This window comes from Hydrogenophaga taeniospiralis CCUG 15921, from assembly GCF_001592305.1.
In the GTDB taxonomy this organism is placed as follows: Bacteria; Pseudomonadota; Gammaproteobacteria; order Burkholderiales; family Burkholderiaceae_C; genus Hydrogenophaga; species Hydrogenophaga taeniospiralis.
Window position 1 is genome coordinate 33,342 of the sequence record NZ_BCWR01000018.1, and the last position, 18,361, is coordinate 51,702.

The 18,361-nt window shown below is 63.4% G+C and carries 25 protein-coding genes; 3 read left to right on the plus strand and 22 right to left on the minus strand.

Features of this window, described 5'->3' with window-relative positions; genetic code table 11:
* Positions 1 to 46 precede the first annotated feature (46 nt).
* Positions 47 to 655 (minus strand): ubiquinol-cytochrome c reductase iron-sulfur subunit, encoded by a 609-nt coding sequence (gene petA, locus HTA01S_RS19345; protein ID WP_068174390.1) that lies wholly within the window; start codon positions 653 to 655, stop codon positions 47 to 49.
* 258 nt (positions 656 to 913) lie between these two features.
* Between petA and mscL the strand changes: the two genes are divergently transcribed.
* Positions 914 to 1,342 carry a large conductance mechanosensitive channel protein MscL gene (mscL, locus tag HTA01S_RS19350; protein ID WP_068174391.1) on the plus strand — a complete coding sequence of 143 codons (429 nt, stop codon included), beginning with the start codon at positions 914 to 916 and terminating at the stop codon, positions 1,340 to 1,342.
* A gap of 64 nt (positions 1,343 to 1,406) precedes the next feature.
* On the opposite strand, the gene pdxA is transcribed toward mscL, so the two are convergent.
* From pdxA to HTA01S_RS24850, 3 genes are all read right to left on the minus strand, one after another.
* Positions 1,407 to 2,480, minus strand: a complete 1,074-nt coding sequence (gene pdxA, locus HTA01S_RS19355; protein WP_068174392.1) for a 4-hydroxythreonine-4-phosphate dehydrogenase PdxA — start codon at positions 2,478 to 2,480, stop codon at positions 1,407 to 1,409.
* 8 nt (positions 2,481 to 2,488) lie between these two features.
* Positions 2,489 to 3,298, minus strand: a complete 810-nt coding sequence (locus HTA01S_RS19360) for a Nif3-like dinuclear metal center hexameric protein (RefSeq protein WP_084236305.1) — start codon at positions 3,296 to 3,298, stop codon at positions 2,489 to 2,491.
* 161 nt (positions 3,299 to 3,459) lie between these two features.
* Positions 3,460 to 3,600: a DUF3149 domain-containing protein gene (locus tag HTA01S_RS24850; protein ID WP_084236307.1), complete on the minus strand. Its 141-nt coding sequence runs from the start codon at positions 3,598 to 3,600 to the stop codon at positions 3,460 to 3,462.
* A gap of 182 nt (positions 3,601 to 3,782) precedes the next feature.
* Between HTA01S_RS24850 and HTA01S_RS19365 the strand changes: the two genes are divergently transcribed.
* Positions 3,783 to 4,940 carry a Do family serine endopeptidase gene (locus HTA01S_RS19365; RefSeq protein ID WP_068174394.1) on the plus strand — a complete coding sequence of 386 codons (1,158 nt, stop codon included), beginning with the start codon at positions 3,783 to 3,785 and terminating at the stop codon, positions 4,938 to 4,940.
* 49 nt (positions 4,941 to 4,989) lie between these two features.
* Here the strand turns inward: HTA01S_RS19365 and tatC are convergent, their stop codons facing one another.
* The 7 genes from tatC to hisI form a co-directional block, all read right to left on the minus strand.
* Entirely contained in the window at positions 4,990 to 5,781 is a 792-nt protein-coding gene (tatC, locus tag HTA01S_RS19370) for a twin-arginine translocase subunit TatC (protein ID WP_068174395.1), read from the minus strand.
* Positions 5,781 to 6,281 (minus strand): Sec-independent protein translocase protein TatB, encoded by a 501-nt coding sequence (gene tatB / locus HTA01S_RS19375; RefSeq protein WP_068174396.1) that lies wholly within the window; start codon positions 6,279 to 6,281, stop codon positions 5,781 to 5,783. The genes tatC and tatB overlap by 1 nt, the downstream gene beginning before the upstream one ends.
* Positions 6,282 to 6,373: 92 nt before the next feature.
* On the minus strand, positions 6,374 to 6,616 hold the full coding sequence (tatA, locus tag HTA01S_RS19380; protein ID WP_068174397.1) for a Sec-independent protein translocase subunit TatA: 243 nt from the start codon (positions 6,614 to 6,616) through the stop codon (positions 6,374 to 6,376).
* 125 nt (positions 6,617 to 6,741) lie between these two features.
* Positions 6,742 to 7,104 carry a histidine triad nucleotide-binding protein gene (locus HTA01S_RS19385; RefSeq protein WP_068174398.1) on the minus strand — a complete coding sequence of 121 codons (363 nt, stop codon included), beginning with the start codon at positions 7,102 to 7,104 and terminating at the stop codon, positions 6,742 to 6,744.
* Between the two features lie 15 nt (positions 7,105 to 7,119).
* Positions 7,120 to 7,509 (minus strand): DUF4870 family protein, encoded by a 390-nt coding sequence (locus HTA01S_RS19390; RefSeq protein WP_068174399.1) that lies wholly within the window; start codon positions 7,507 to 7,509, stop codon positions 7,120 to 7,122.
* Complete coding sequence (locus HTA01S_RS19395; protein ID WP_068174400.1) at positions 7,506 to 7,892, minus strand: phosphoribosyl-ATP diphosphatase; 387 nt, start codon at positions 7,890 to 7,892, stop codon at positions 7,506 to 7,508. The genes HTA01S_RS19390 and HTA01S_RS19395 overlap by 4 nt, the downstream gene beginning before the upstream one ends.
* A gap of 9 nt (positions 7,893 to 7,901) precedes the next feature.
* On the minus strand, positions 7,902 to 8,300 hold the full coding sequence (hisI, locus tag HTA01S_RS19400) for a phosphoribosyl-AMP cyclohydrolase (RefSeq protein ID WP_174545210.1): 399 nt from the start codon (positions 8,298 to 8,300) through the stop codon (positions 7,902 to 7,904).
* 101 nt (positions 8,301 to 8,401) lie between these two features.
* Between hisI and HTA01S_RS19405 the strand changes: the two genes are divergently transcribed.
* The gene (locus tag HTA01S_RS19405) at positions 8,402 to 8,896 is read left to right on the plus strand and encodes a lipopolysaccharide assembly protein LapA domain-containing protein (protein ID WP_068174402.1); all 495 of its coding nucleotides are present in this window, start codon (positions 8,402 to 8,404) and stop codon (positions 8,894 to 8,896) included.
* A 16-nt stretch (positions 8,897 to 8,912) separates the two neighbouring features.
* Here the strand turns inward: HTA01S_RS19405 and hisF are convergent, their stop codons facing one another.
* The 11 genes from hisF to HTA01S_RS19460 all read right to left on the minus strand — a co-directional run bounded on the left by hisF (position 8,913) and on the right by HTA01S_RS19460 (position 18,237).
* Entirely contained in the window at positions 8,913 to 9,692 is a 780-nt protein-coding gene (gene hisF / locus HTA01S_RS19410) for an imidazole glycerol phosphate synthase subunit HisF (protein WP_068174403.1), read from the minus strand.
* A gap of 11 nt (positions 9,693 to 9,703) precedes the next feature.
* The gene (gene hisA, locus HTA01S_RS19415) at positions 9,704 to 10,444 is read right to left on the minus strand and encodes a 1-(5-phosphoribosyl)-5-[(5-phosphoribosylamino)methylideneamino]imidazole-4-carboxamide isomerase (protein WP_068174404.1); all 741 of its coding nucleotides are present in this window, start codon (positions 10,442 to 10,444) and stop codon (positions 9,704 to 9,706) included.
* Positions 10,445 to 10,471: 27 nt separating this feature from the next.
* A complete protein-coding gene (hisH, locus tag HTA01S_RS19420) occupies positions 10,472 to 11,134 on the minus strand; it encodes an imidazole glycerol phosphate synthase subunit HisH (RefSeq protein ID WP_068174405.1) in 663 nt (220 codons plus the stop codon).
* Between the two features lie 13 nt (positions 11,135 to 11,147).
* A complete protein-coding gene (gene hisB / locus HTA01S_RS19425; protein WP_157572191.1) occupies positions 11,148 to 11,762 on the minus strand; it encodes an imidazoleglycerol-phosphate dehydratase HisB in 615 nt (204 codons plus the stop codon).
* Positions 11,763 to 11,767: 5 nt separating this feature from the next.
* Positions 11,768 to 12,859, minus strand: a complete 1,092-nt coding sequence (gene hisC, locus HTA01S_RS19430) for a histidinol-phosphate transaminase (RefSeq protein WP_407656124.1) — start codon at positions 12,857 to 12,859, stop codon at positions 11,768 to 11,770.
* 5 nt (positions 12,860 to 12,864) lie between these two features.
* A complete protein-coding gene (gene hisD, locus HTA01S_RS19435) occupies positions 12,865 to 14,208 on the minus strand; it encodes a histidinol dehydrogenase (protein WP_068174408.1) in 1,344 nt (447 codons plus the stop codon).
* Complete coding sequence (hisG, locus tag HTA01S_RS19440) at positions 14,205 to 14,858, minus strand: ATP phosphoribosyltransferase (RefSeq protein ID WP_068174409.1); 654 nt, start codon at positions 14,856 to 14,858, stop codon at positions 14,205 to 14,207. Before hisG ends, hisD begins: the two co-directional genes overlap by 4 nt.
* Positions 14,855 to 16,135: a UDP-N-acetylglucosamine 1-carboxyvinyltransferase gene (gene murA, locus HTA01S_RS19445; protein WP_068174410.1), complete on the minus strand. Its 1,281-nt coding sequence runs from the start codon at positions 16,133 to 16,135 to the stop codon at positions 14,855 to 14,857. Before murA ends, hisG begins: the two co-directional genes overlap by 4 nt.
* Before the next feature lie 121 nt (positions 16,136 to 16,256).
* Positions 16,257 to 16,493 (minus strand): BolA family protein, encoded by a 237-nt coding sequence (locus tag HTA01S_RS19450; protein WP_068174411.1) that lies wholly within the window; start codon positions 16,491 to 16,493, stop codon positions 16,257 to 16,259.
* Between the two features lie 62 nt (positions 16,494 to 16,555).
* Positions 16,556 to 17,311: an ABC transporter permease gene (locus HTA01S_RS19455; RefSeq protein ID WP_068174412.1), complete on the minus strand. Its 756-nt coding sequence runs from the start codon at positions 17,309 to 17,311 to the stop codon at positions 16,556 to 16,558.
* A complete protein-coding gene (locus HTA01S_RS19460; RefSeq protein WP_068174413.1) occupies positions 17,308 to 18,237 on the minus strand; it encodes an ABC transporter ATP-binding protein in 930 nt (309 codons plus the stop codon). The genes HTA01S_RS19455 and HTA01S_RS19460 overlap by 4 nt, the downstream gene beginning before the upstream one ends.
* Between the last annotated feature and the right edge of the window lie 124 nt (positions 18,238 to 18,361).

The following is an 18,361-nucleotide window of genomic DNA, read 5'->3' on the forward strand; positions in this document are numbered from 1 at the left end:
ATGCCTCTGTGGTCAGTAGACTGCGTGCACTGCGCGGTGCAGCGGGTCAGGCTTTTTTCTCTTCACCGACCAGCAGGGTGGTGTCGGACAGGTAGTAGTGCGGAGGAACTTCAAGGTTGTCCGGCGCCGGCTTGTTCTTGAAGACACGCCCGGCCACGTCGAACGTGGAGCCGTGGCAAGCGCAGAGGAAGCCGCCCTGCCAGTCATCGGGCAGCGAAGGCTGAGGACCGGGCGTGAACTTGTCACCAGGGGAACAGCCCAGATGGGTGCATATACCCACGGCAACCAGCACTTCAGGCTTGATGGAGCGATGGCGGTTTTTTGCGTATTCGGGCGTGGGGTAGGTCTTGCGATCCGAGTTCGGATCCGCCAACTGATCTTCCTGCTTTTCCAGCGCCGCCAACTGCTCGGGGGTACGCCGCATGATCCACACCGGCTTGCCGCGCCACTCAACCACCCGCTTCTCGCCAGGCTGCAGTGTGGAAATATCCACCTCGATCGCGGCGCCGGCGGCCTTGGCCCGCTCGGATGGTTGAAAACTGCTCACGAAAGGAACTGCGACCGCAGCTGCACCCACGCCACCCATGGCGCAGGATGTGATCAGCCAGGTTCGGCGGCTGCTATCGACGGTCGCATCGACGGTTGCTTCACTCATGGGGATCTTTCAATCAGTTTCGAGGGGACACTAGGGACAACCCGGCATTGTACTGGAGCTCATCAGGCCCACTTTGGCCTGACATCGTGGTTGACTGGGCATTTTCACAAGCGATGCTGTGTCCGCATTTGACTTTCGCCAGCCGGCCGAAATACTTTGCTTGCGTGCATGAGAATCGCTGCTGGCAGCGGAGATGCAAGTCTTTGCACCTCAAGCCAGCTTCAAGAGAACCAACCCAATCCGATCTGGAGGTCCCGCATGGGCATGATGCAAGAGTTCAGAGAGTTTGCCGTCAAAGGCAACGTGATCGACCTGGCGGTCGGTGTGATCATCGGCGGCGCCTTCGGAAAGATTGTGGGATCACTGGTCGATGACGTGATCATGCCCGTCGTGGGATCGATCGTCGGCAGCCTCGATTTTTCCAACCTGTATCTACCTCTCGGCAAAATCCCCGAGGGCACAGCCCCCACACTGGCAGCCATGAAGGCCGCAGGCGTCCCCACGCTGGCCTATGGCAGCTTTATCAGCGTTGCGATCAACTTCCTCATCCTGGCGTTCATCATTTTCATCATGGTCAAACAGATCAATCGCCTGAAGAGGGCCGAGGTGTCGGCACCAGCGGCCCCCGCGGCGCCGTCCGAAGATGTGTTGCTGCTGCGTGAGATCCGCGACAGCCTGAAGAAGTAGCCTCTCGCGCCACATCGTTTCCTGCGGATCGGGCGGCCCACGAAAGGCGGACTGAACGCGGTGTTCAGTTCTGCGTGGCCAACAGCGCAGCGTCGATGGCGGCCAGCAGACTCGCTGCGCTGGCACGGCCCGTGCCGGCCAGATCGAACGCCGTGCCGTGATCGGGACTGGTGCGCACGAAAGGCAGCCCCAGCGTGGTGTTCACGCCATGTTCCAGGCCCAGCAGCTTGACGGGGATCAGGCCCTGGTCGTGGTACATCGCCAGCACCACATCGAATGCGCCCTGGCGTGCGCGCATGAAAACCGTGTCGGGCGCATGTGGACCACTCGCATCGATGCCCTCTTCCCGCGCCTGGCGCACCGCTGGCTCGATCACCTCGATTTCCTCAAGGCCAAACAGACCGCCCTCCCCGGCATGCGGGTTCAGTCCCGCGACGGCGATGCGCGGATGGGGCCAGCCCACCGAACCGAAATGGCGGTGAGTGATTCGAAGCGTCTGCAAGACCTGATCCAGCGTCACGGCCTGCAACGCCTGCCGCAACGACACGTGGATGCTGACCAGGACCGTGCGCAAGCCCGGACAACTCAACATCATGCGGACAGGAAGCTCCTTCACATCCAGCCCGTGGTGCTCTGCCGCCAAAGCCTGCAGCATCTCGGTGTGCCCGGGATGCGTCACGCCGGCCGCGGCCAGCGCCTCCTTGTGAATCGGTGCTGTCACCAGAGCGCGGGCCCGACCATCCAAAGCTGCCTGCGCGCCATAGCGAATGCAATCGGCCGCTGCCCGCCCGGCGGCAGCACTGACATGCCCGAGTGGTACCGGTTGTGGCAGTTCGCAGGCCTGCACCACGGCCAGGCAACCCGGCGGCACCTGGCCAAAGTCAGACACCTCGGCAAGTTGCGCCAGCATCAGACCATCCGCAGCCAATCCCGAATCCGCTTGCACCACCCGAGCGGCACGCCGGAGCGTCGCAACATCCCCCGCCACCACCACCCGTCGCAGCAACTCCGGGCGCTCGTGAAAGGCCTTGACGACGATTTCCGGACCGATGCCCGCGGGATCTCCCATGGTCAGAATCACCGGCGACTCGGTGGTGGCCGATCCGTCAATGGTGGGCGATGCTGGGACTGTTCTCATCGGATCGTTCAGGCAGGATTGTCAATGTCAATGAACTCATGCACCAAGCCCAGTTGGGCTGCCACGTGGGCACCCACTGCCGGCGCCCCATAGCGCTCGGAAGCGTGGTGTCCGCAGGCAATGTAGGCCACGCCGCATTCGCGGGCATAGTGCGCCTGGGGTTCGGATATCTCACCAGTGATGAACACGTCGGCGCCGGCCGCGATGGCCGCCTCGAAGTAGCCCTGTGCACCGCCCGTACACAAGGCCACGTGTTCGATGGGTCGGTCAGGTTCGGCCACCAGCGTCACTGGCCGGCCGAGCACTTTGCCGATGTGGGTTGCCAAGGTGCTCGCCGAGGGTGCGGACCACCTTCCGATGAAGCCCAACGACTGCTCGCCGAAACGACCACGCTCCCCATCGTACAAGCCGATCCCCAGTTGCCGGGCCAGTTGCGCGTTGTTGCCCAACTCCGCATGACCGTCCAGAGGCAGGTGATAGGCATACAGATTGATCTCGTTGGCCAGCAGGCGCGACAGACGCTGCTTCATCCAGCCCGTAACCCGCCCATCCTGCCCGCGCCAGAACAAGCCATGATGCACGAGGATGGCATCGGCTCCGGAACCCACGGCCGCATCGATCAGCGCCCGGCTGGCCGTCACGCCGGTGACCAGCTTTCGAATATGAGCACGCCCCTCCACCTGCAGTCCATTGGGACCGTAGTCGCGAAACAGCGTCGGTTGCAGCAGGGCGTCCAAGGCACCGAGCAACATCTCTCGCGAGACGGCGGGTGCTTGCGGGAAGTTTTTTGTAGAGTCAGGGGGCACGGAAGGGCTCATGGGGCAAAGGAACAGGCATCGGGGTGCGAACCAGATCGGACCCGCAAGCCCGGGGTACGGCTGGCAAGCAACCTATTCTGACACCCGCCCTATCTTGCCACCTCCAGGAACCGCGCACTACCGGCGGTGGCCTCCGCCGGCGTCTGGAGTTCCGCGCTCCCTCAGTGCTGAGCGCGTTCGCCTTCGTCCATCTTGCGCATGAAAAACCGGTAAAACCAGATCGCCATACAAATCATGAAGACAATGCCGGCAATGCTGAACAAACCGTAATCGGTTGAGAACAAGTCCACCAAGGCTTTCATCGCTCACTCCGTTTCTTCGTTTAGAGGCGCTCATTGCACTGCGGTTACATGGCCGGTGCATTGACCTGCGTCAATTCACTTGAACTCCGCAAACCCACAGGCATATGCGGGACAATGGCGGAGAATCTTCCGCAGAGCGCCCGACCTCCCGGGTGCGCAAGTGCACTCTACTTCTACCCGACATGAAACGACTCTGGCTGGTTTTTGCCCAATCCGTGACCGTGCTGCTGGCCGCCTATTTCGTGATCGCCACGCTCAAGCCCGACTGGCTGGACCGGCGCCCGATCACCGCTTCGGTGGTGCCCGTGCTGGAGTCCTCCACCCCTGCCGTGGCCAACGAAAACATCGCAACGAATGGGTTCAGAGCGGCCGCGCGCGCGGCTTCGCCAGCGGTGGTCAGCATCAACACCAGCAAAGCGCCTGAAAACAACCCGCAGGCTGCCGACCCCTGGTTCCGTTTTTTCTTTGGTGACCAGAATCCGTCACAACCCCAGGCAGGGCTGGGCTCAGGGGTGATCGTCAGCCCTGCCGGCTACATCCTGACCAACAACCACGTGATCGAGGAAGCCGATGAGATCGAGGTGATTCTCAACGATGGTCGCAAGAGCGCTGCGCAGGTGATCGGCACCGATCCAGAAACCGATCTGGCCATTCTCAAGGTGGACCTGAAAGACCTGCCCGTCATCACGCTGGGCAATTCGGACGCTTTGTTCATTGGCGATCAGGTGCTGGCCATCGGCAACCCCTTTGGCGTAGGCCAGACAGTCACCAGCGGCATCGTCAGCGCGCTGGGACGTACTCAGTTGGGCATCAACACCTTCGAGAACTTCATCCAGACCGACGCAGCCATCAACCCTGGCAATTCGGGTGGGGCGCTGGTGGACGTGAATGGCCATCTGATGGGCATCAACACCGCGATTTACTCGCGGTCGGGGGGCTCCATGGGCATCGGGTTCGCAATCCCCACCTCCACCGCGCGCAGCGTGCTGGACGCCATCGTGAAGGATGGTCAGGTCACTCGCGGCTGGATCGGTGTGGAACCCCAGGACCTCACTCCCGAACTGGCCGAAAGCTTTGGCATCGAGTCGGGCGTTGGCGTCATCATCACCGGCGTGCTGCAAAACGGCCCGGCCGCCCAAGCTGGCATTCGCCCGGGCGATGTGATCACCAGTGTGGCCGGGCGCAGTGTCGCAAATGTGGCCCAGCTGCTGTCCGCCGTGGCCGCCTTGACACCGGGACAAGCCGCGACACTGGACGTCGTGCGCAAAGACGGCAAGATTCGGATCGACGTGACACCGGGCAGGCGGACGCAACAACCCAGGCTGCAGGAGCAGCGCTGAAGTTCATTCGCGCAGCACGAGCGGCCACTCACGCATCGCGTGCGTCCGCTTATTTGGCGGCGTCTTCGGCGGCTTGTTCAGGAGCGGCCGTGCTTTTGATGAACCACTGCGCGCCCCATATACCCAGCTCGTAAAGCAGACACATGGGGACGGCCAAGGCGAGTTGAGAAATCACATCGGGGGGGGTGACCACGGCCGCGATGATGAAGGCCACGACGATGAAATAGCCCCGGAACTCCTTGAGCTGCTTCACCGAGACCATGTTCATCTTGACCAGCAACACCACCACGATCGGCACCTGGAACGCCAGACCAAACGCCAGGTAAAGCGAAAGAATCGCTTCCACGTACGAGGCAATGTCGGGTGTCGCGGCCACGCTGGCTGGCGTGAACTGCTGGATGAAGCCGAACATCTTGTCGAGCACGAAGAACTGCACGAACGCTATGCCGACATAGGCCAGCAAGCTGCCCAGAACGATCAGCGGCACGGCAAAGCGTTTCTCATGGCTGTACAGACCGGGTGCCACAAATGCCCAGACCTGGTACATCCACCATGGCAGCGACAACAGCAGGGCGGCCATCGCCAACACCTTGATGGGCACGAAAAACGGGGAGAAAACGCCCACCGCGATCAGCTTGGCATCAGGCGGCATGTGCGCCCGGATGGGCACCGCGATCAGATCGATCAGGCCGCTGGGGCCTGGCCAGATGGCCAGCAAGGCCATGCAAATACCCAGACCCACAATGCCGTAGAGCAGGCGATCTCGCAACTCCATGAGATGCTGGACAAACGGCTGCTCGGTACCGGCGAGTTCGTCGGTGGAATCTTTGGGATCGGACATCAGCGGGGGACGGAGGAGGAGCGGGGCCGGAAACGGGCCACGCGGGCCGCACCGGACTGGGTGCGGGTGCGCACGCCAGTGCGTGCTTTGAACCATTGGGGCGTGGCGTTCTGCTTGATGCGCCAGTTCTTTTTCGGATGTTTGTAAACCGGGTACAGCGATGAGCCAATGGAACCCATGGCCTCGCTGCTGTCCGAGCCGTAGGTGGCGCCGTCCAGCCCGGCGGTGGCTTCGGACCAGGATTTTTCGAAGTCGCTGGCCCCGCTCTGCACCGACGTTTCAACGTCGCGGGCAGCGCTCTCCACCGAATCCTTCATCTTCTTGAGCTCTTCGAGCTCCATGGACCGGCTGACCTCGGCCTTCACGTCGGACACGTAACGCTGCGCCTTGCCCAGCAAGGCCCCCACGGTGCGCGCCACGCGCGGCAGCTTTTCCGGACCGATGACGATCAACGCCACCGCCCCGATGAGAGCGAGTTTGGAAATGCCCAGATCAATCATGTATCAGCCATCCTGCGGGCAAGGTCGGGCATTGGGATCAAGCCCTGTGTTCGCCGGGCAGTGCGCACGTGCTACGCCGGCAGGCTCAAAGTTCAGCTCTTCTGCTTGGCTTCAACGTCGATGGTGTTTTTGTCGGTGCGGGTGTCCTGAGTCACCTGACCGGCAGGCGTCGAGGTGGCATCTGCCGCACTTTGACCACCTTCCTTCATGCCATCCTTGAAACCCTTGACGGCGCCGCCCAGATCCGAACCGATGTTTTTAAGCTTTTTGGTGCCGAACACCATCACAACGATCAGCAGCACGATCAACCAGTGCCAAATCGAGAAAGAACCCATGATTTTCTCCAAACATATATAAGTAGTGCGCGTGACGCTGTAGATGGGATTCTAAGCCCCGCCAAGAGTTCAGCAGCCCGCCCAAAGGGGAACCTCGGGTCTGCTGTAGAAGGTCTGTACCCCGATCAACCGCGCAACCAGGGACGTGGTCCACCCATCACATGCAGGTGCAGGTGGTGTACCTCCTGCCCCCCTTCTGCGCCGGTGTTGCAGACCAGGCGAAACCCACCGTCCGGGTACGGGTTACAGCCCTGCTCGGCAGCCAGTTTCGGCGCCAGCACCATCATGCGCCCCATCAGGCGTTCGTGCTCGGGTGTGAGCTGCGCCAGCGACGGGATGTGTTGCCTGGGCACCATGAGAAAGTGCACGGGAGCCCAGGGATGGATGTCGTGAAAGACGTAGATATCTTCGTCCTCATAGACTTTTTTTGACGGAATCTGTCCGGCGATGATCTTGCAGAAGATGCAGTTGGGGTCGTGTGCGCTCATGGTTCGGGAATCTGATCAGTCGGGCATGGGTTGATTGGCATTCATGCGCACCATGCCCTTGACAATGCGGTAGAGGAACCAGATGGAGATCACCACCCAGGCGATCATTCCGGGTAGCAACAGCAAAAACCACAGCGGGAGGGTGACAACGTAAAGAACGCCTGCCCAGATCACGGTGCGGATGCGCCAGCGGAAATGACTGACTTGCCATGTGCCCTCCGCGTCGCCTTGCTTCACCAGATCAATCACCAGCGCCACCAGCAGCAGGCCGGCGCCTACCTGGGCGCCGGGTACCACCGCCGCCACGGCCACGATCAGATGCAAGATGTAACTGAGCCAGCCCACGCTTTTGAGCGATTGTGCTTTCTCGCTGTCCACGGCTTCCATATCGACGATATCGCTCATGACGCACCTCCAGGGTTTGAGGATTCCGACTCGCGCACGACCGCCTTGCGCAGTGCCTTCTCTTCCAGCCCGCTCAGGCCTTCGCGACGCACCAACTCACTCACCACGTCGGCAGGCGTCTTTCCGTAGTGCGCCAGCGCGATCATGCAGTGAAACCAGAGATCGGCCACCTCGTTGACCAGCTTCTGGCCGTCGCCCCCATGGTCCACATCTTTGGCGGCCATGACGGTTTCGGTGGCTTCCTCTCCAATCTTCTTCAGGAAGGCGTCCGGCCCCTTGTGCAGCAACCGGGCCACATAGCTTTTCTCCGGGTCGCCACCGTTCACGGGTTTGCGGCTTTCTATCACGGCGGCCAGGCGCGCCAGGGCATCGATGGAAGACATGCGGGTGTTCTATTTGTAGATGGATTCAGGGTCTTTCAGCACCGGATCCACCGCGTGCCACTGTCCATTTTCGTGGCGCTGGAAGAAACAGCTGTGACGACCGGTATGGCAGGCAATGCCGGGCTCGTGGCCAAGCTGGGTGACCTTGAGCAGCACCACGTCGTTGTCGCAATCCAGCCGGATATCGTGCACCGTCTGTACATGGCCGGACTCTTCGCCCTTAAACCAAAGCCTGTTGCGCGAGCGGCTGAAATAGACCGCACGGCCGAGTTCGGCGGTCTTCTGCAGGGCCTCGCGATTCATCCAGGCAAACATCAACACATCACCGCTTGCGGCTTCCTGCGCGATCACCGGGACCAGGCCTTGGGCGTCCCATTTCACTTCATCCAACCAGTTCATGGCGGGAATCTACCATGTGCGACTCCTTACAGAGTCCGTGGCTGAATGGCGGTAGGATGGTTTTGCCCTCAGCCCCACTCCGGGGCCGGGCTCACCCGAGAGACAACGCCATGAAAATTCGAACAATCCTCCTGATCCTGTTCATCCTGCTGATTGCCGGGTTCGTGGCCCTCAACTTCGAGCAGATACTGCAACCCTCCACACTCAACTTCGGATTCTCCGAGGTGCAGGCGCCCATGGGGCTGGTGCTGCTAGGCATGCTGGCTCTGGTGCTGGTGGTCTTCCTGCTCGCGCTGGTCTACTACCAGACCGTGCACCTGATGGAGGTACGCCGCATCACGCGCGAGGTGGCCGAGCAGCGCCGCCTGGCCGATCAGGCCGAAGCGTCCCGGTTCACCGAGCTGCGCCAGTACCTGCAAACGGAGATGCAGGCCACGGCCGCGCGCGAACGGGATCTGTCGGACAAGATGCACCAGAAAATCGAGCAGCTACAGACCATTCTGACCCGGGTGATCGAACAGTCCGGCAACGGCCTGGAGGCCAGCATTGGTGAACTGGAAGACCGGCTGGAGCGGCAACTGCCGAACCGGCAGCCCCCGAACTGAACCTACGCCGATCGGGTCAGAGCCGGACCGGAATGCCCCGCTCGGCCATGCGCGCCTTGGCCTGTGCCACGGTGTACTCGCCGTAGTGAAAGATGCTGGCCGCCAGCACCGCATCCGCCCTGCCCTGTTGCACGCCATCGGCCAGGTGGTCCAGGTTGCCCACACCACCCGATGCAATCACGGGCACGTCCACGGCATCGGCCACGGCACGGGTCAGCGCCAGGTCAAACCCGGCCTTGGTGCCGTCGCGGTCCATGCTGGTGAGCAGGATTTCACCGGCACCGAAGTCGGCCATCTGCTTCGCCCATGCCACAGCGTCCAGACCGGTGTTCTTGCGGCCCCCGTGGCTGTAGACGTCCCAGCCCTCGCCACGTGCGGCCAGGTCGTCGCCGTGGCGGCGCTTGGCGTCGATGGCCACCACGATGCACTGGGCGCCGTATTTGTCGGACGCATCACGGATCACCTGCGGATTGGCAATGGCAGCGGAATTGAAACTGGTCTTGTCCGCGCCTGCGTTGAGCAGGCGACGCACGTCTTCCACGGTGCGAACCCCGCCACCCACCGTGAGCGGAATGAACACCTGCGAGGCCACCGCCTCGATGATGTGCAGGATCAGGTCGCGCCCATCGCTGGTGGCGGTGATGTCCAGAAACGTGAGCTCGTCCGCACCCTGCTCGTTGTACCGTGCGGCGATCTCCACCGGGTCGCCCGCGTCGCGCAGTTCGACGAAGTTGACCCCCTTGACCACGCGGCCACCGGTCACGTCGAGACAGGGAATGATGCGTTTGGCGAGCATGGGCTTCTCGTTCAGCCGTTCAGGTCGTCGGCCAGCTTTTGCGCGGCCTCGAAGTCCAGATCGCCGCTGTAGATCGAGCGGCCGCAGATCACGCCCTCGATGCCCTCGTCTTCCACATCGCACAAGGCGCGGATGTCGTCCAGATTGGACAGGCCACCGGAAGCAATGACCGGTACCGACAAGGCCTGCGCGAGCCTGACCGTGGCGTCGATGTTGATGCCGCTGAGCATGCCGTCGCGACCGATATCGGTGTAGATGATGCCTTCGACGCCGTAGTCCTCGAACTTCTTGCCCAGATCGACCACCTCGTGGCCGGTGAGCTTGCTCCAGCCGTCGGTGGCCACCTTGCCGTCCTTGGCGTCCAGGCCCACGATGATGTGGCCACCGAACGCGGTGCAGGCGTCCTGCAGGAAACCGGGGTTCTTGACCGCCGCCGTGCCGATGATCACGTAGCGCAGACCGGCGTCCAGGTAGCGCTCAATGGTGTCGAGATCGCGAATCCCGCCACCGAGCTGCACGTCCACCTCGGACCCCACCTCCTTGAGGATGGCTCGGATGGCCTGCTCGTTCTTGGGTTTGCCGGCAAACGCCCCGTTCAGGTCCACCAGGTGCACACGGCGTGCCCCCTTGTCGACCCAGGCACGCGCCATGGCGGCCGGGTCTTCGCCAAACACCGTGGATTGGTCCATGTCGCCCTGTTTGAGGCGAACACACTGGCCGTCTTTCAGATCAATGGCAGGAATCAGCAACATGATGGTCTAGGTGAAGGGCGGATGGACTTAAGGGTTCCAGTGAAGGAAGTTGCGGTAGAGCGCGAGCCCCTGGTCGGCACTCTTTTCAGGATGAAACTGGGTCGCAAAAATATTGTCACGTGCGATGGCTGCCGCGAAGCGCCCCCCGTAGTCGGCTTCGCCCACACAGTGTTGAACGTGGGCAGGACGGGCGTAGTAACTGTGCACGAAATAAAAATAGGCGCCCTCGTCGATGCCGGCCCACAGGGGATGCGCCGACCCGTGGCCGAGCTCGTGGAACACCTGGTTCCAGCCCATTTGCGGCACCTTGAAACGGCTCCCATCGGCCTGCAGACGCCCCTCCAGGCGAAACCGCACCACCTCGCCAGGAATCAGGCCCAGGCCATTGGTGGGACCTTCTTCGCTGCGATCCAGCAGCATCTGCATGCCCACGCAGACGCCGAACAAAGGTTTGTGGACGGCCGCATGCAACACAGCGTCCATCAGGCCGGAGGCGGCGAGTTCGCGCATGCAGTCGCCCATGTGGCCCTGCCCGGGCAGGATCACGCGTTCGGCGTCCAGCACCACCTTGGGATCGGACGTGACGCTCACGTCCACCCCACTGGCGGCGGCCACGTGGGCCACGGCCTGCGAGACGGAACGCAGGTTCCCACTGCCGTAGTCGACCACGGCGACAGTCTTGCGGTTCATCGGACAGGAATGCTCAGAGCGAGCCTTTGGTCGAGGGGATCACATCGCCCATGCGCGGATCGCGCTCGAGCGCCATGCGCAGCGCGCGGGCAAATGCCTTGAACACGGTCTCTGCCTGGTGGTGGGCATTCTCGCCCTTCAGGTTGTCGATGTGCAGCGTGACCCCCGCATGATTTACAAAACCCTGGAAAAACTCGAACGCCAATTGGGTGTCGAAGGCGCCCACCATGCCACTCTTGAACGGCACGTGCATGTGCAGGCCGGGGCGACCCGAAAAATCGACCACCACACGCGACAAGGCCTCGTCCAGCGGCACGTAAGCGTGCCCGTAGCGGCGGATGCCCTTCTTGTCGCCCACGGCCTTGGCGAACGCCTGGCCGAGCGTGATGCCCACGTCTTCCACCGTGTGATGGCCATCGATGTGCAGGTCGCCCTTGGCCTGGATATCGAGGTCGATCAGGCCGTGACGCGCGATCTGGTCGAGCATGTGGTCGAAGAAACCGATGCCGGTGGACAGGTTGGCCGTTCCCGTGCCGTCAAGATTGACGCGAACGGTGATCTGCGTTTCCGCGGTGTTGCGCTGGACGTCGGCCACGCGGTCGGCGGAAGCGGGGGAAACGGAGGACATGACGGTCATAAAACTTGTGGCAGGGCGCCGATCAATTGCGCATTCTCCTCGGGGGTTCCGACGGTCAGGCGCAGACAGTTGGTCAGCGATGGGTGCATTTTAGAAACATTCTTGACCAGAACGCCGCGTGCCTTCAGGCCATCGAAGCTGCGTTGTGCATCAGGCACACGCGCCAGCACCATGTTGGCGTCACTCGGGAAGGGCGTGACGCCCGGCATCCGGGCCAGCGCCTCAATCAGCACGGACCGCTGCTCACGGATGTGCGCCGCCTGCTGCGCGAACACCCCGGCGTGCTCCAGCGCAAACAGCGCGCATTCGGCGTTGAGCACGCTCACGTTGTAGGGCGGACGCAGCTTGTCCACCTCGTGCACCAGCGCCTGCGGGCCCAGCATGTAGCCCAGGCGCACGCCGGCCAGGCCAAATTTGGACAGTGTGCGCATGAGCAGCACGTTGGCGTTGGCCGCCGGGTTGGCCCGAATCTCGTCCAGCCAGGTCTTGCTGGAAAACGGCTGGTAGGCCTCGTCCATCACCACCAGCCCGCCAAACGTGGCCGCTTCGGCGATCAGGCGACGGATCACGGCGGCGTCCCACAGATTGGCGGTGGGGTTGTTCGGGTAGGCGATGTAGGTGATGGCGGGCCGGTGCGCGCGCATCGCGGCCAGCATGGCGGCTTCGTCCAGCTCAAAGCCGGCCGTGAGCGGCACACCGTGGAAAGCCAGCCCCTGCAGCTGCGCGCTCATGGCGTACATGACAAAACCGGGCAACGGCGCGAGGATGGACGCGCCGGGCACGTCGCAGGCCATGGCCAGCAAGGAGATCAGCTCGTCCGAGCCGTTGCCCAGCATCAGGCCATGGCCTTCGGGCAAGTCCACGTAGCTGGCCAGCGCCTGCTTGAGATCGTCGATGCGTGCACCTGGGTAGCGGTTGATCGCCACCGCGCCCAGGCGCTCTCCCAGCTTTGCCTGCAGCTCGGGCGAGAGAGAAAACGGATTTTCCATCGCATCGAGCTTGACCATGCCGGCCGAGTCCTGGATGGCGTAGGCGTGCATGGACTGGATGTCCTGCCGGATGAAGCGCAGCGGGTTCGGGGTGTTCATGTCGGTCATCGGGCACCCCGCATCGGGGGGACGTTGGTCAGGCGCAATTCAGCGGCGCGGGCATGCGCCTGCAGGCCTTCGCCGTAGGCCAGTTCGGCGGCGATGATGCCCAGCGTCTGGGCGCCCGCGGCGCTGACTTCGATCAGGCTGCTGCGCTTCTGGAAGTCGTACACGCCCAGCGGCGACGAGAAGCGCGCGGTGCCGCTGGTGGGCAGCACGTGGTTGGGGCCGGCGCAGTAGTCGCCCAGGCTCTCGCTGGTGTAGGCGCCCAGGAAGATGGCGCCCGCGTGTTTGAGCAGCGGCTCCCAGCGGTGTGGCTCGCTGCTCGACACCTCCAGGTGCTCGGGCGCGATGCGGTTGCTGATGGCGCAGGCCTCTTCCATGTCGCGCGTCAGGATCAGCGCACCGCGGTCGTTCAGGCTCTTGGCGATGATGGCCGCGCGCGGCATGGTGGGCAGCAGGCGATCGATGGCGGCCTGCACGGCGTCGATGTAGGCGGCGTCGGGGCAGAGCAGGATGCTCTGCGCCAGTTCGTCGTGCTCGGCCTGGCTGAACAGGTCCATCGCCACCCAGTCGGCCGGCGTGCTGCCGTCGGCCAGCACGAGAATCTCGCTCGGGCCGGCGATCATGTCGATGCCCACGGTGCCGAACACGCGCTTTTTGGCGCTGGCCACGTAGGCGTTGCCGGGGCCGGTGATCTTGTCGACCTTGGGCACGGTGGCGGTGCCGTAGGCCAGGGCCGCCACGGCCTGCGCGCCACCGATGGTGAAGGCACGCGTGACGCCGGCCACGTAGGCGGCGGCGAGCACCAGCGGGTTCTTCTCGCCCTTCGGGGTGGGCACGACCATGATGATTTCCGCCACACCCGCCACGTGCGCCGGGATGGCGTTCATCAACACACTGGACGGATAGGCCGCTTTGCCACCGGGCACGTAGATGCCCACCCGGTCCAGTGGCGTGACCTTCTGGCCCAGCAGCGTGCCGTCTTCGTCGCGGTAGCTCCAGCTTTCGCCACTGGCGCGTTTCTGCGCCTCGTGGTAGCTGCGCACACGGCGCGCGGCGGACTCCAGCGCGTCACGCTGCGCGGCTGGCAGACCATCGAACGCTGCCTTCAGCTCGGCCTGCGTGAGCTCCAGCGCCGGCACGCCATCGGCATTCAGGCCATCAAAACGCGCTGTGTATTCCAGCACCGCCGCATCGCCGCGCTGCTGCACGTCGGCCAGGATGTCGGCCACGCGCTGCTCGATCGCGCTGTCGGTCTCGGCCGACCAATGCAAGCGCGCGGCGAACCGCGCCTCGAAATCGGACGATTGGGTGGACAGGCGGACGGGCGCGGCGGTGAGGCTCATGACGGTACGGCGTTTTTTTCGATGGCGTTGGAGAAGGCGTCGAGGATGGGGCGGATGGCCGCCTGCTTGAGTTTGAGCGCGGCCTGGTTGACGACCAGGCGCGAACTGATGTCCATGATGCGCTCGACCTCGACCAGGTTGTTGGCCTGGAGCGTCTTGCCCGTGGACACCAGATCGACGATGGCATCGGCCAAGCCCGTCAGGGGCGCCAGCTCCATGCTGCCGTACAGCTTGATCAGGTCCACGTGCACGCCCTTGCTGGCGAAAAACTCGCGCGCGATCGTGGTGTATTTCGTGGCCACTTTCAACCGCGAGCCCTGGCGCACAGCCGAGGCGTAGTCAAAGTCCGACGGCACGGCCACGCTCATGCGGCACTGCGCGATCTTCAGGTCCAACGGCTGGTACAGGCCCTGGCCGCCGTGTTCGATCAGCGTGTCCCGGCCGGTCACGCCGAGGTCGGCGCCACCGTACTCCACGTAAGTCGGCACATCGGTGGCGCGCACCAGCACCACACGCACACCGGGCTGGTTGGTCGCGAGGATGAGCTTGCGCGAGGTTTCCGGGTCTTCCAGCACCTCGATGCCCGCGGCCGCAAGCAGCGGCAGGGTTTCATCGAAGATGCGGCCTTTGGACAGGGCGAGTGTGATCATTTGATTCGTTCTATATCGGCGCCAATGCCGCGCAGTTTGGCTTCCATCTGGTCGTAGCCGCGGTCCAGGTGGTAGATGCGGTCAACGATGGTTTCGCCCTCGGCCACCAGACCGGCGATCACCAGACTGGCCGAAGCGCGCAGGTCGGTCGCCATCACCGTGGCACCCGACAGGCGATCAATGCCCTCGATCACCGCCACCTTGCCATCGGTCTGGATGTGAGCCCCCAGGCGAACCAGCTCGTTGACGTGCATGAACCGGTTTTCAAAAATGGTTTCCGTCACCGTGCTGGTGCCCTGGGCAATGCAGTTGAGCGCCATGAACTGGGCCTGCATGTCGGTCGGGAAACCCGGGTATTCGGTGGTGCGAAAGCTTTGCGCCTTGAGCCGGCCGGACGCCCGCACGCGGATGAAGTCGCCATCGCTGTCCCGGCCCCCCTCGATAACGGCACCCGCTTCGCGCAGCTTCTCGATCACCGCATCCAGATGATCGGCGCGGCCGTGGCGCAGCAACACGTCTCCCCCCGTGGCCGCCACCGCGCACAGGAAGGTACCCGCTTCGATGCGGTCGGCCACCACTTGGTGGTCGCAGCCGTGCAGGCGCTCCACGCCCTGGATGCGGATACGGCTGGTGCCATGCCCCTCGATCTGCGCACCCATGGCGATCAGCATCTCGGCCAGATCACCAATCTCCGGCTCCTGGGCGGCGTTTTCCAGCACAGTCTCGCCCTCGGCCAGCGTGGCGGCCATGAGGAAGTTCTCGGTTCCGGTCACCGTCACCATGTCGGTGGTGATGCGGGCGCCGCGCAGCCGGCTGCGGCCGGCGCCCAGCTTGGCCACCATGTAGCCGTGCTCCACCTCGATGTCGGCTCCCATGGCCTGCATGCCCTTGATGTGCTGGTCCACCGGTCGCGAGCCGATGGCGCAGCCACCCGGCAATGACACGCGGGCATGGCCGAAGCGTGCCAGCAAGGGCCCGAGCACCAGCACCGATGCACGCATGGTCTTGACCAGCTCGTAGGGCGCCTCGGGCTGGATGGGGTCGGAAGCCTGCAGGGTCATGCCACCGCGCTCGCCGTGGGTCTCGGTCCGCACACCCATGTTGTCCAGCAGAAGACGCATGGTGGCCACGTCGCGCAGGCGCGGCACATTGAACAGCGTCACCGGATCGGCCGTCAGCAGGGTGGCGCAAAGCTCCGGCAAGGCCGCGTTCTTGGCACCGGAGATGTTCACTTCTCCGTGCAGCGCACGGCCGCCGGTGATTCGCAGTTTGTCCATGGAACAGTTGTCTTTCAGTTGTCAACGACGGACAGCGCCGCCGAAAGCGCACGAGGCGCACGCACCAAGGTCACCACAGAGCCAGCTCCACCAGGCCGCAAGTGATCCCGGCACAGGGGGATCATTTTCCAGCCCACTCGGCGGGCGTGTAGGTTTTCATCGACAGCGCATGCACTTCATCGCTCTGGATGCGCGCACCCAAGGTGGCGTACACCCGCTTGTGGCGCGCAATGGCCCGCATGCCCTCGAACTCGGGCGACACGATGACCGCAGCCCAGTGGCGGCCGTCCCCCGTGACTTCGATGTGTTCACAGGGCAGACCTGCGGCGATGAGTTGTTGCAGTTGATCAGCGGTCATGACGGGGTCAGAAAAAAAGGACGTCGTTGGGCCACGGCGAGCAGGCAACGGGGCGGGCCATGCTAATGCCGGATTTTGTAGCCAATGCGCAGCAGGTGCAGCGCCACCGCGCTGACCACGACCAGCGCGCCCCCCACCAGGGCCAGACTCAGCCAGGGCGAGACGTCGCTGACACCAAAAAAACCGTACCGGAATCCGTCGATCATGTAGAAAAACGGGTTGAGATGGCTCACGCGCTGCCAGAAGTCGGGCAGGGAATGGATGGAGTAGAACACGCCCGACAGAAAAGTCATGGGCATGATGATGAAGTTCTGGAACGCGGCCATCTGGTCGAATTTTTCGGCCCACAGCCCGGCAATCAGGCCCAGCGCACCCAGCAGGGCGGCTCCCAGCAAGGCAAAGGCCAGGATCCACAGCGGCGCCACGAAGGGCGGCTGGGCGAACCACCAGGTCACCAGCATCACCCCGACCCCCACGGCCAGCCCGCGCACCACGGACGACCCCACATAGGCCACGAACCATGCGCGGTGCGACAGGGGCGTGAGCAACAGGAACACGAGGTTGCCCATGATCTTGCTCTGGATCAGCGACGAGGAGCTGTTGGCGAACGCGTTCTGCAACACGCTCATCATGACCAGGCCCGGCAGCAGAAACGCCGTGTAGCTCACCGTCTCGTAGACCTGCACACGGCCTTCGAGCACGTGGCCAAAGATCATCATGTACAGAATGGCCGTGATGACCGGCGCCGCCACCGTCTGGAAACCCACCTTCCAGAAGCGCAGGATTTCCTTGTAGAAAAGGGTCTGCCACCCGGTCATGCCCGGGCTCCCTGCGCATGGGCGGCGTTTTCCATGACATCGATGAACACATCCTCGAGATCGGCCTTGCGGATCTCGATGTCCTGCGCCAACACCCCCGACTCGCGCGCCCGCGCCAGGATGCGCTCAACCTCCAGGGCATCGTGCGCCGGCAACTGCACCACGCGCCCGGTAACGCGGGCCACAGCGGCCAGATCGTCGGGCAGCGTCTGGTCGGTCTTGAAGCGCAGCACGTTGGACGAGGCCCGGCGCAACAACTCCGAGGTGGACTCCAGCGCCACCACCTGCCCTTGCCGGAGCATGGCGATGCGGCCACACAGGGCCTCGGCTTCTTCCAGATAGTGTGTGGTCAACAACACAGTGCAGCCCTGGCGCTTGTTGAGATCGGAGACAAACTGCCACAGGGTCTGGCGCAGCTCCACATCGACACCGGCGGTGGGCTCGTCGAGCACGATCACCGGAGGCTTGTGCACCAGCGCCTGCGCCACCAGCACACGGCGCTTCATGCCACCTGAGAGCTGACGCATATTGGCCCCGGCCTTGTCGGCCAGACCCAGGCCTTCGAGCAGCTCATCGATCCAGGCTTCGTTGTGGCGCACGCCGAAGTAGCCCGACTGGAACCTCAGCGCCTCACGTACATTGAAGAACGGGTCAAACACCAGCTCCTGCGGCACCACGCCCAGTTGGCGGCGGGCGGCCTGGTAGTCGGTCTGCACGTTTTTCCCGTGCACCAGCACACGACCGGCACTGGCACGGGTGAGGCCCGCCAGCACACTGATCAGAGTCGTTTTCCCCGCGCCATTCGGCCCCAGCAGACCAAAAAACTCGCCCGGCTCGATGTCGAACGACACCCCCTTGAGCGCGTGCAATTCACCGCGTGCCGATAGATAGACTTTGGAAACGTTCTGAAAGGAAACTGCGGGCATTGCGGCTACGGGATCGCTGGGATCACCGACCGCGCGCAGGACATCTGATGACGGCGGGTGAACGGACTATTTTAAGCGCCGCCCTGTCCGCCACCAGGCTGAGGGGAGATGTGCGGACCCCGAC

What these genes read in the sequence shown, in the direction of transcription:
- petA (WP_068174390.1), bottom strand. Translation starts at nt 655, where the DNA reads ATGAGTGAAGCAACCGTCGATGCGACCGTCGATAGCAGCCGCCGAACC.
- mscL (WP_068174391.1), top strand. Translation starts at nt 914, where the DNA reads ATGGGCATGATGCAAGAGTTCAGAGAGTTTGCCGTCAAAGGCAACGTG.
- pdxA (WP_068174392.1), bottom strand. Translation starts at nt 2,480, where the DNA reads ATGAGAACAGTCCCAGCATCGCCCACCATTGACGGATCGGCCACCACC.
- HTA01S_RS19360 (WP_084236305.1), bottom strand. Translation starts at nt 3,298, where the DNA reads ATGAGCCCTTCCGTGCCCCCTGACTCTACAAAAAACTTCCCGCAAGCA.
- HTA01S_RS24850 (WP_084236307.1), bottom strand. Translation starts at nt 3,600, where the DNA reads ATGAAAGCCTTGGTGGACTTGTTCTCAACCGATTACGGTTTGTTCAGC.
- HTA01S_RS19365 (WP_068174394.1), top strand. Translation starts at nt 3,783, where the DNA reads ATGAAACGACTCTGGCTGGTTTTTGCCCAATCCGTGACCGTGCTGCTG.
- tatC (WP_068174395.1), bottom strand. Translation starts at nt 5,781, where the DNA reads ATGTCCGATCCCAAAGATTCCACCGACGAACTCGCCGGTACCGAGCAG.
- tatB (WP_068174396.1), bottom strand. Translation starts at nt 6,281, where the DNA reads ATGATTGATCTGGGCATTTCCAAACTCGCTCTCATCGGGGCGGTGGCG.
- tatA (WP_068174397.1), bottom strand. Translation starts at nt 6,616, where the DNA reads ATGGGTTCTTTCTCGATTTGGCACTGGTTGATCGTGCTGCTGATCGTT.
- HTA01S_RS19385 (WP_068174398.1), bottom strand. Translation starts at nt 7,104, where the DNA reads ATGAGCGCACACGACCCCAACTGCATCTTCTGCAAGATCATCGCCGGA.
- HTA01S_RS19390 (WP_068174399.1), bottom strand. Translation starts at nt 7,509, where the DNA reads ATGAGCGATATCGTCGATATGGAAGCCGTGGACAGCGAGAAAGCACAA.
- HTA01S_RS19395 (WP_068174400.1), bottom strand. Translation starts at nt 7,892, where the DNA reads ATGTCTTCCATCGATGCCCTGGCGCGCCTGGCCGCCGTGATAGAAAGC.
- HTA01S_RS19405 (WP_068174402.1), top strand. Translation starts at nt 8,402, where the DNA reads ATGAAAATTCGAACAATCCTCCTGATCCTGTTCATCCTGCTGATTGCC.
- hisF (WP_068174403.1), bottom strand. Translation starts at nt 9,692, where the DNA reads ATGCTCGCCAAACGCATCATTCCCTGTCTCGACGTGACCGGTGGCCGC.
- hisA (WP_068174404.1), bottom strand. Translation starts at nt 10,444, where the DNA reads ATGTTGCTGATTCCTGCCATTGATCTGAAAGACGGCCAGTGTGTTCGC.
- hisH (WP_068174405.1), bottom strand. Translation starts at nt 11,134, where the DNA reads ATGAACCGCAAGACTGTCGCCGTGGTCGACTACGGCAGTGGGAACCTG.
- hisB (WP_157572191.1), bottom strand. Translation starts at nt 11,762, where the DNA reads ATGTCCTCCGTTTCCCCCGCTTCCGCCGACCGCGTGGCCGACGTCCAG.
- hisC (WP_407656124.1), bottom strand. Translation starts at nt 12,859, where the DNA reads ATGAACACCCCGAACCCGCTGCGCTTCATCCGGCAGGACATCCAGTCC.
- hisD (WP_068174408.1), bottom strand. Translation starts at nt 14,208, where the DNA reads ATGAGCCTCACCGCCGCGCCCGTCCGCCTGTCCACCCAATCGTCCGAT.
- hisG (WP_068174409.1), bottom strand. Translation starts at nt 14,858, where the DNA reads ATGATCACACTCGCCCTGTCCAAAGGCCGCATCTTCGATGAAACCCTG.
- murA (WP_068174410.1), bottom strand. Translation starts at nt 16,135, where the DNA reads ATGGACAAACTGCGAATCACCGGCGGCCGTGCGCTGCACGGAGAAGTG.
- HTA01S_RS19450 (WP_068174411.1), bottom strand. Translation starts at nt 16,493, where the DNA reads ATGACCGCTGATCAACTGCAACAACTCATCGCCGCAGGTCTGCCCTGT.
- HTA01S_RS19455 (WP_068174412.1), bottom strand. Translation starts at nt 17,311, where the DNA reads ATGACCGGGTGGCAGACCCTTTTCTACAAGGAAATCCTGCGCTTCTGG.
- HTA01S_RS19460 (WP_068174413.1), bottom strand. Translation starts at nt 18,237, where the DNA reads ATGCCCGCAGTTTCCTTTCAGAACGTTTCCAAAGTCTATCTATCGGCA.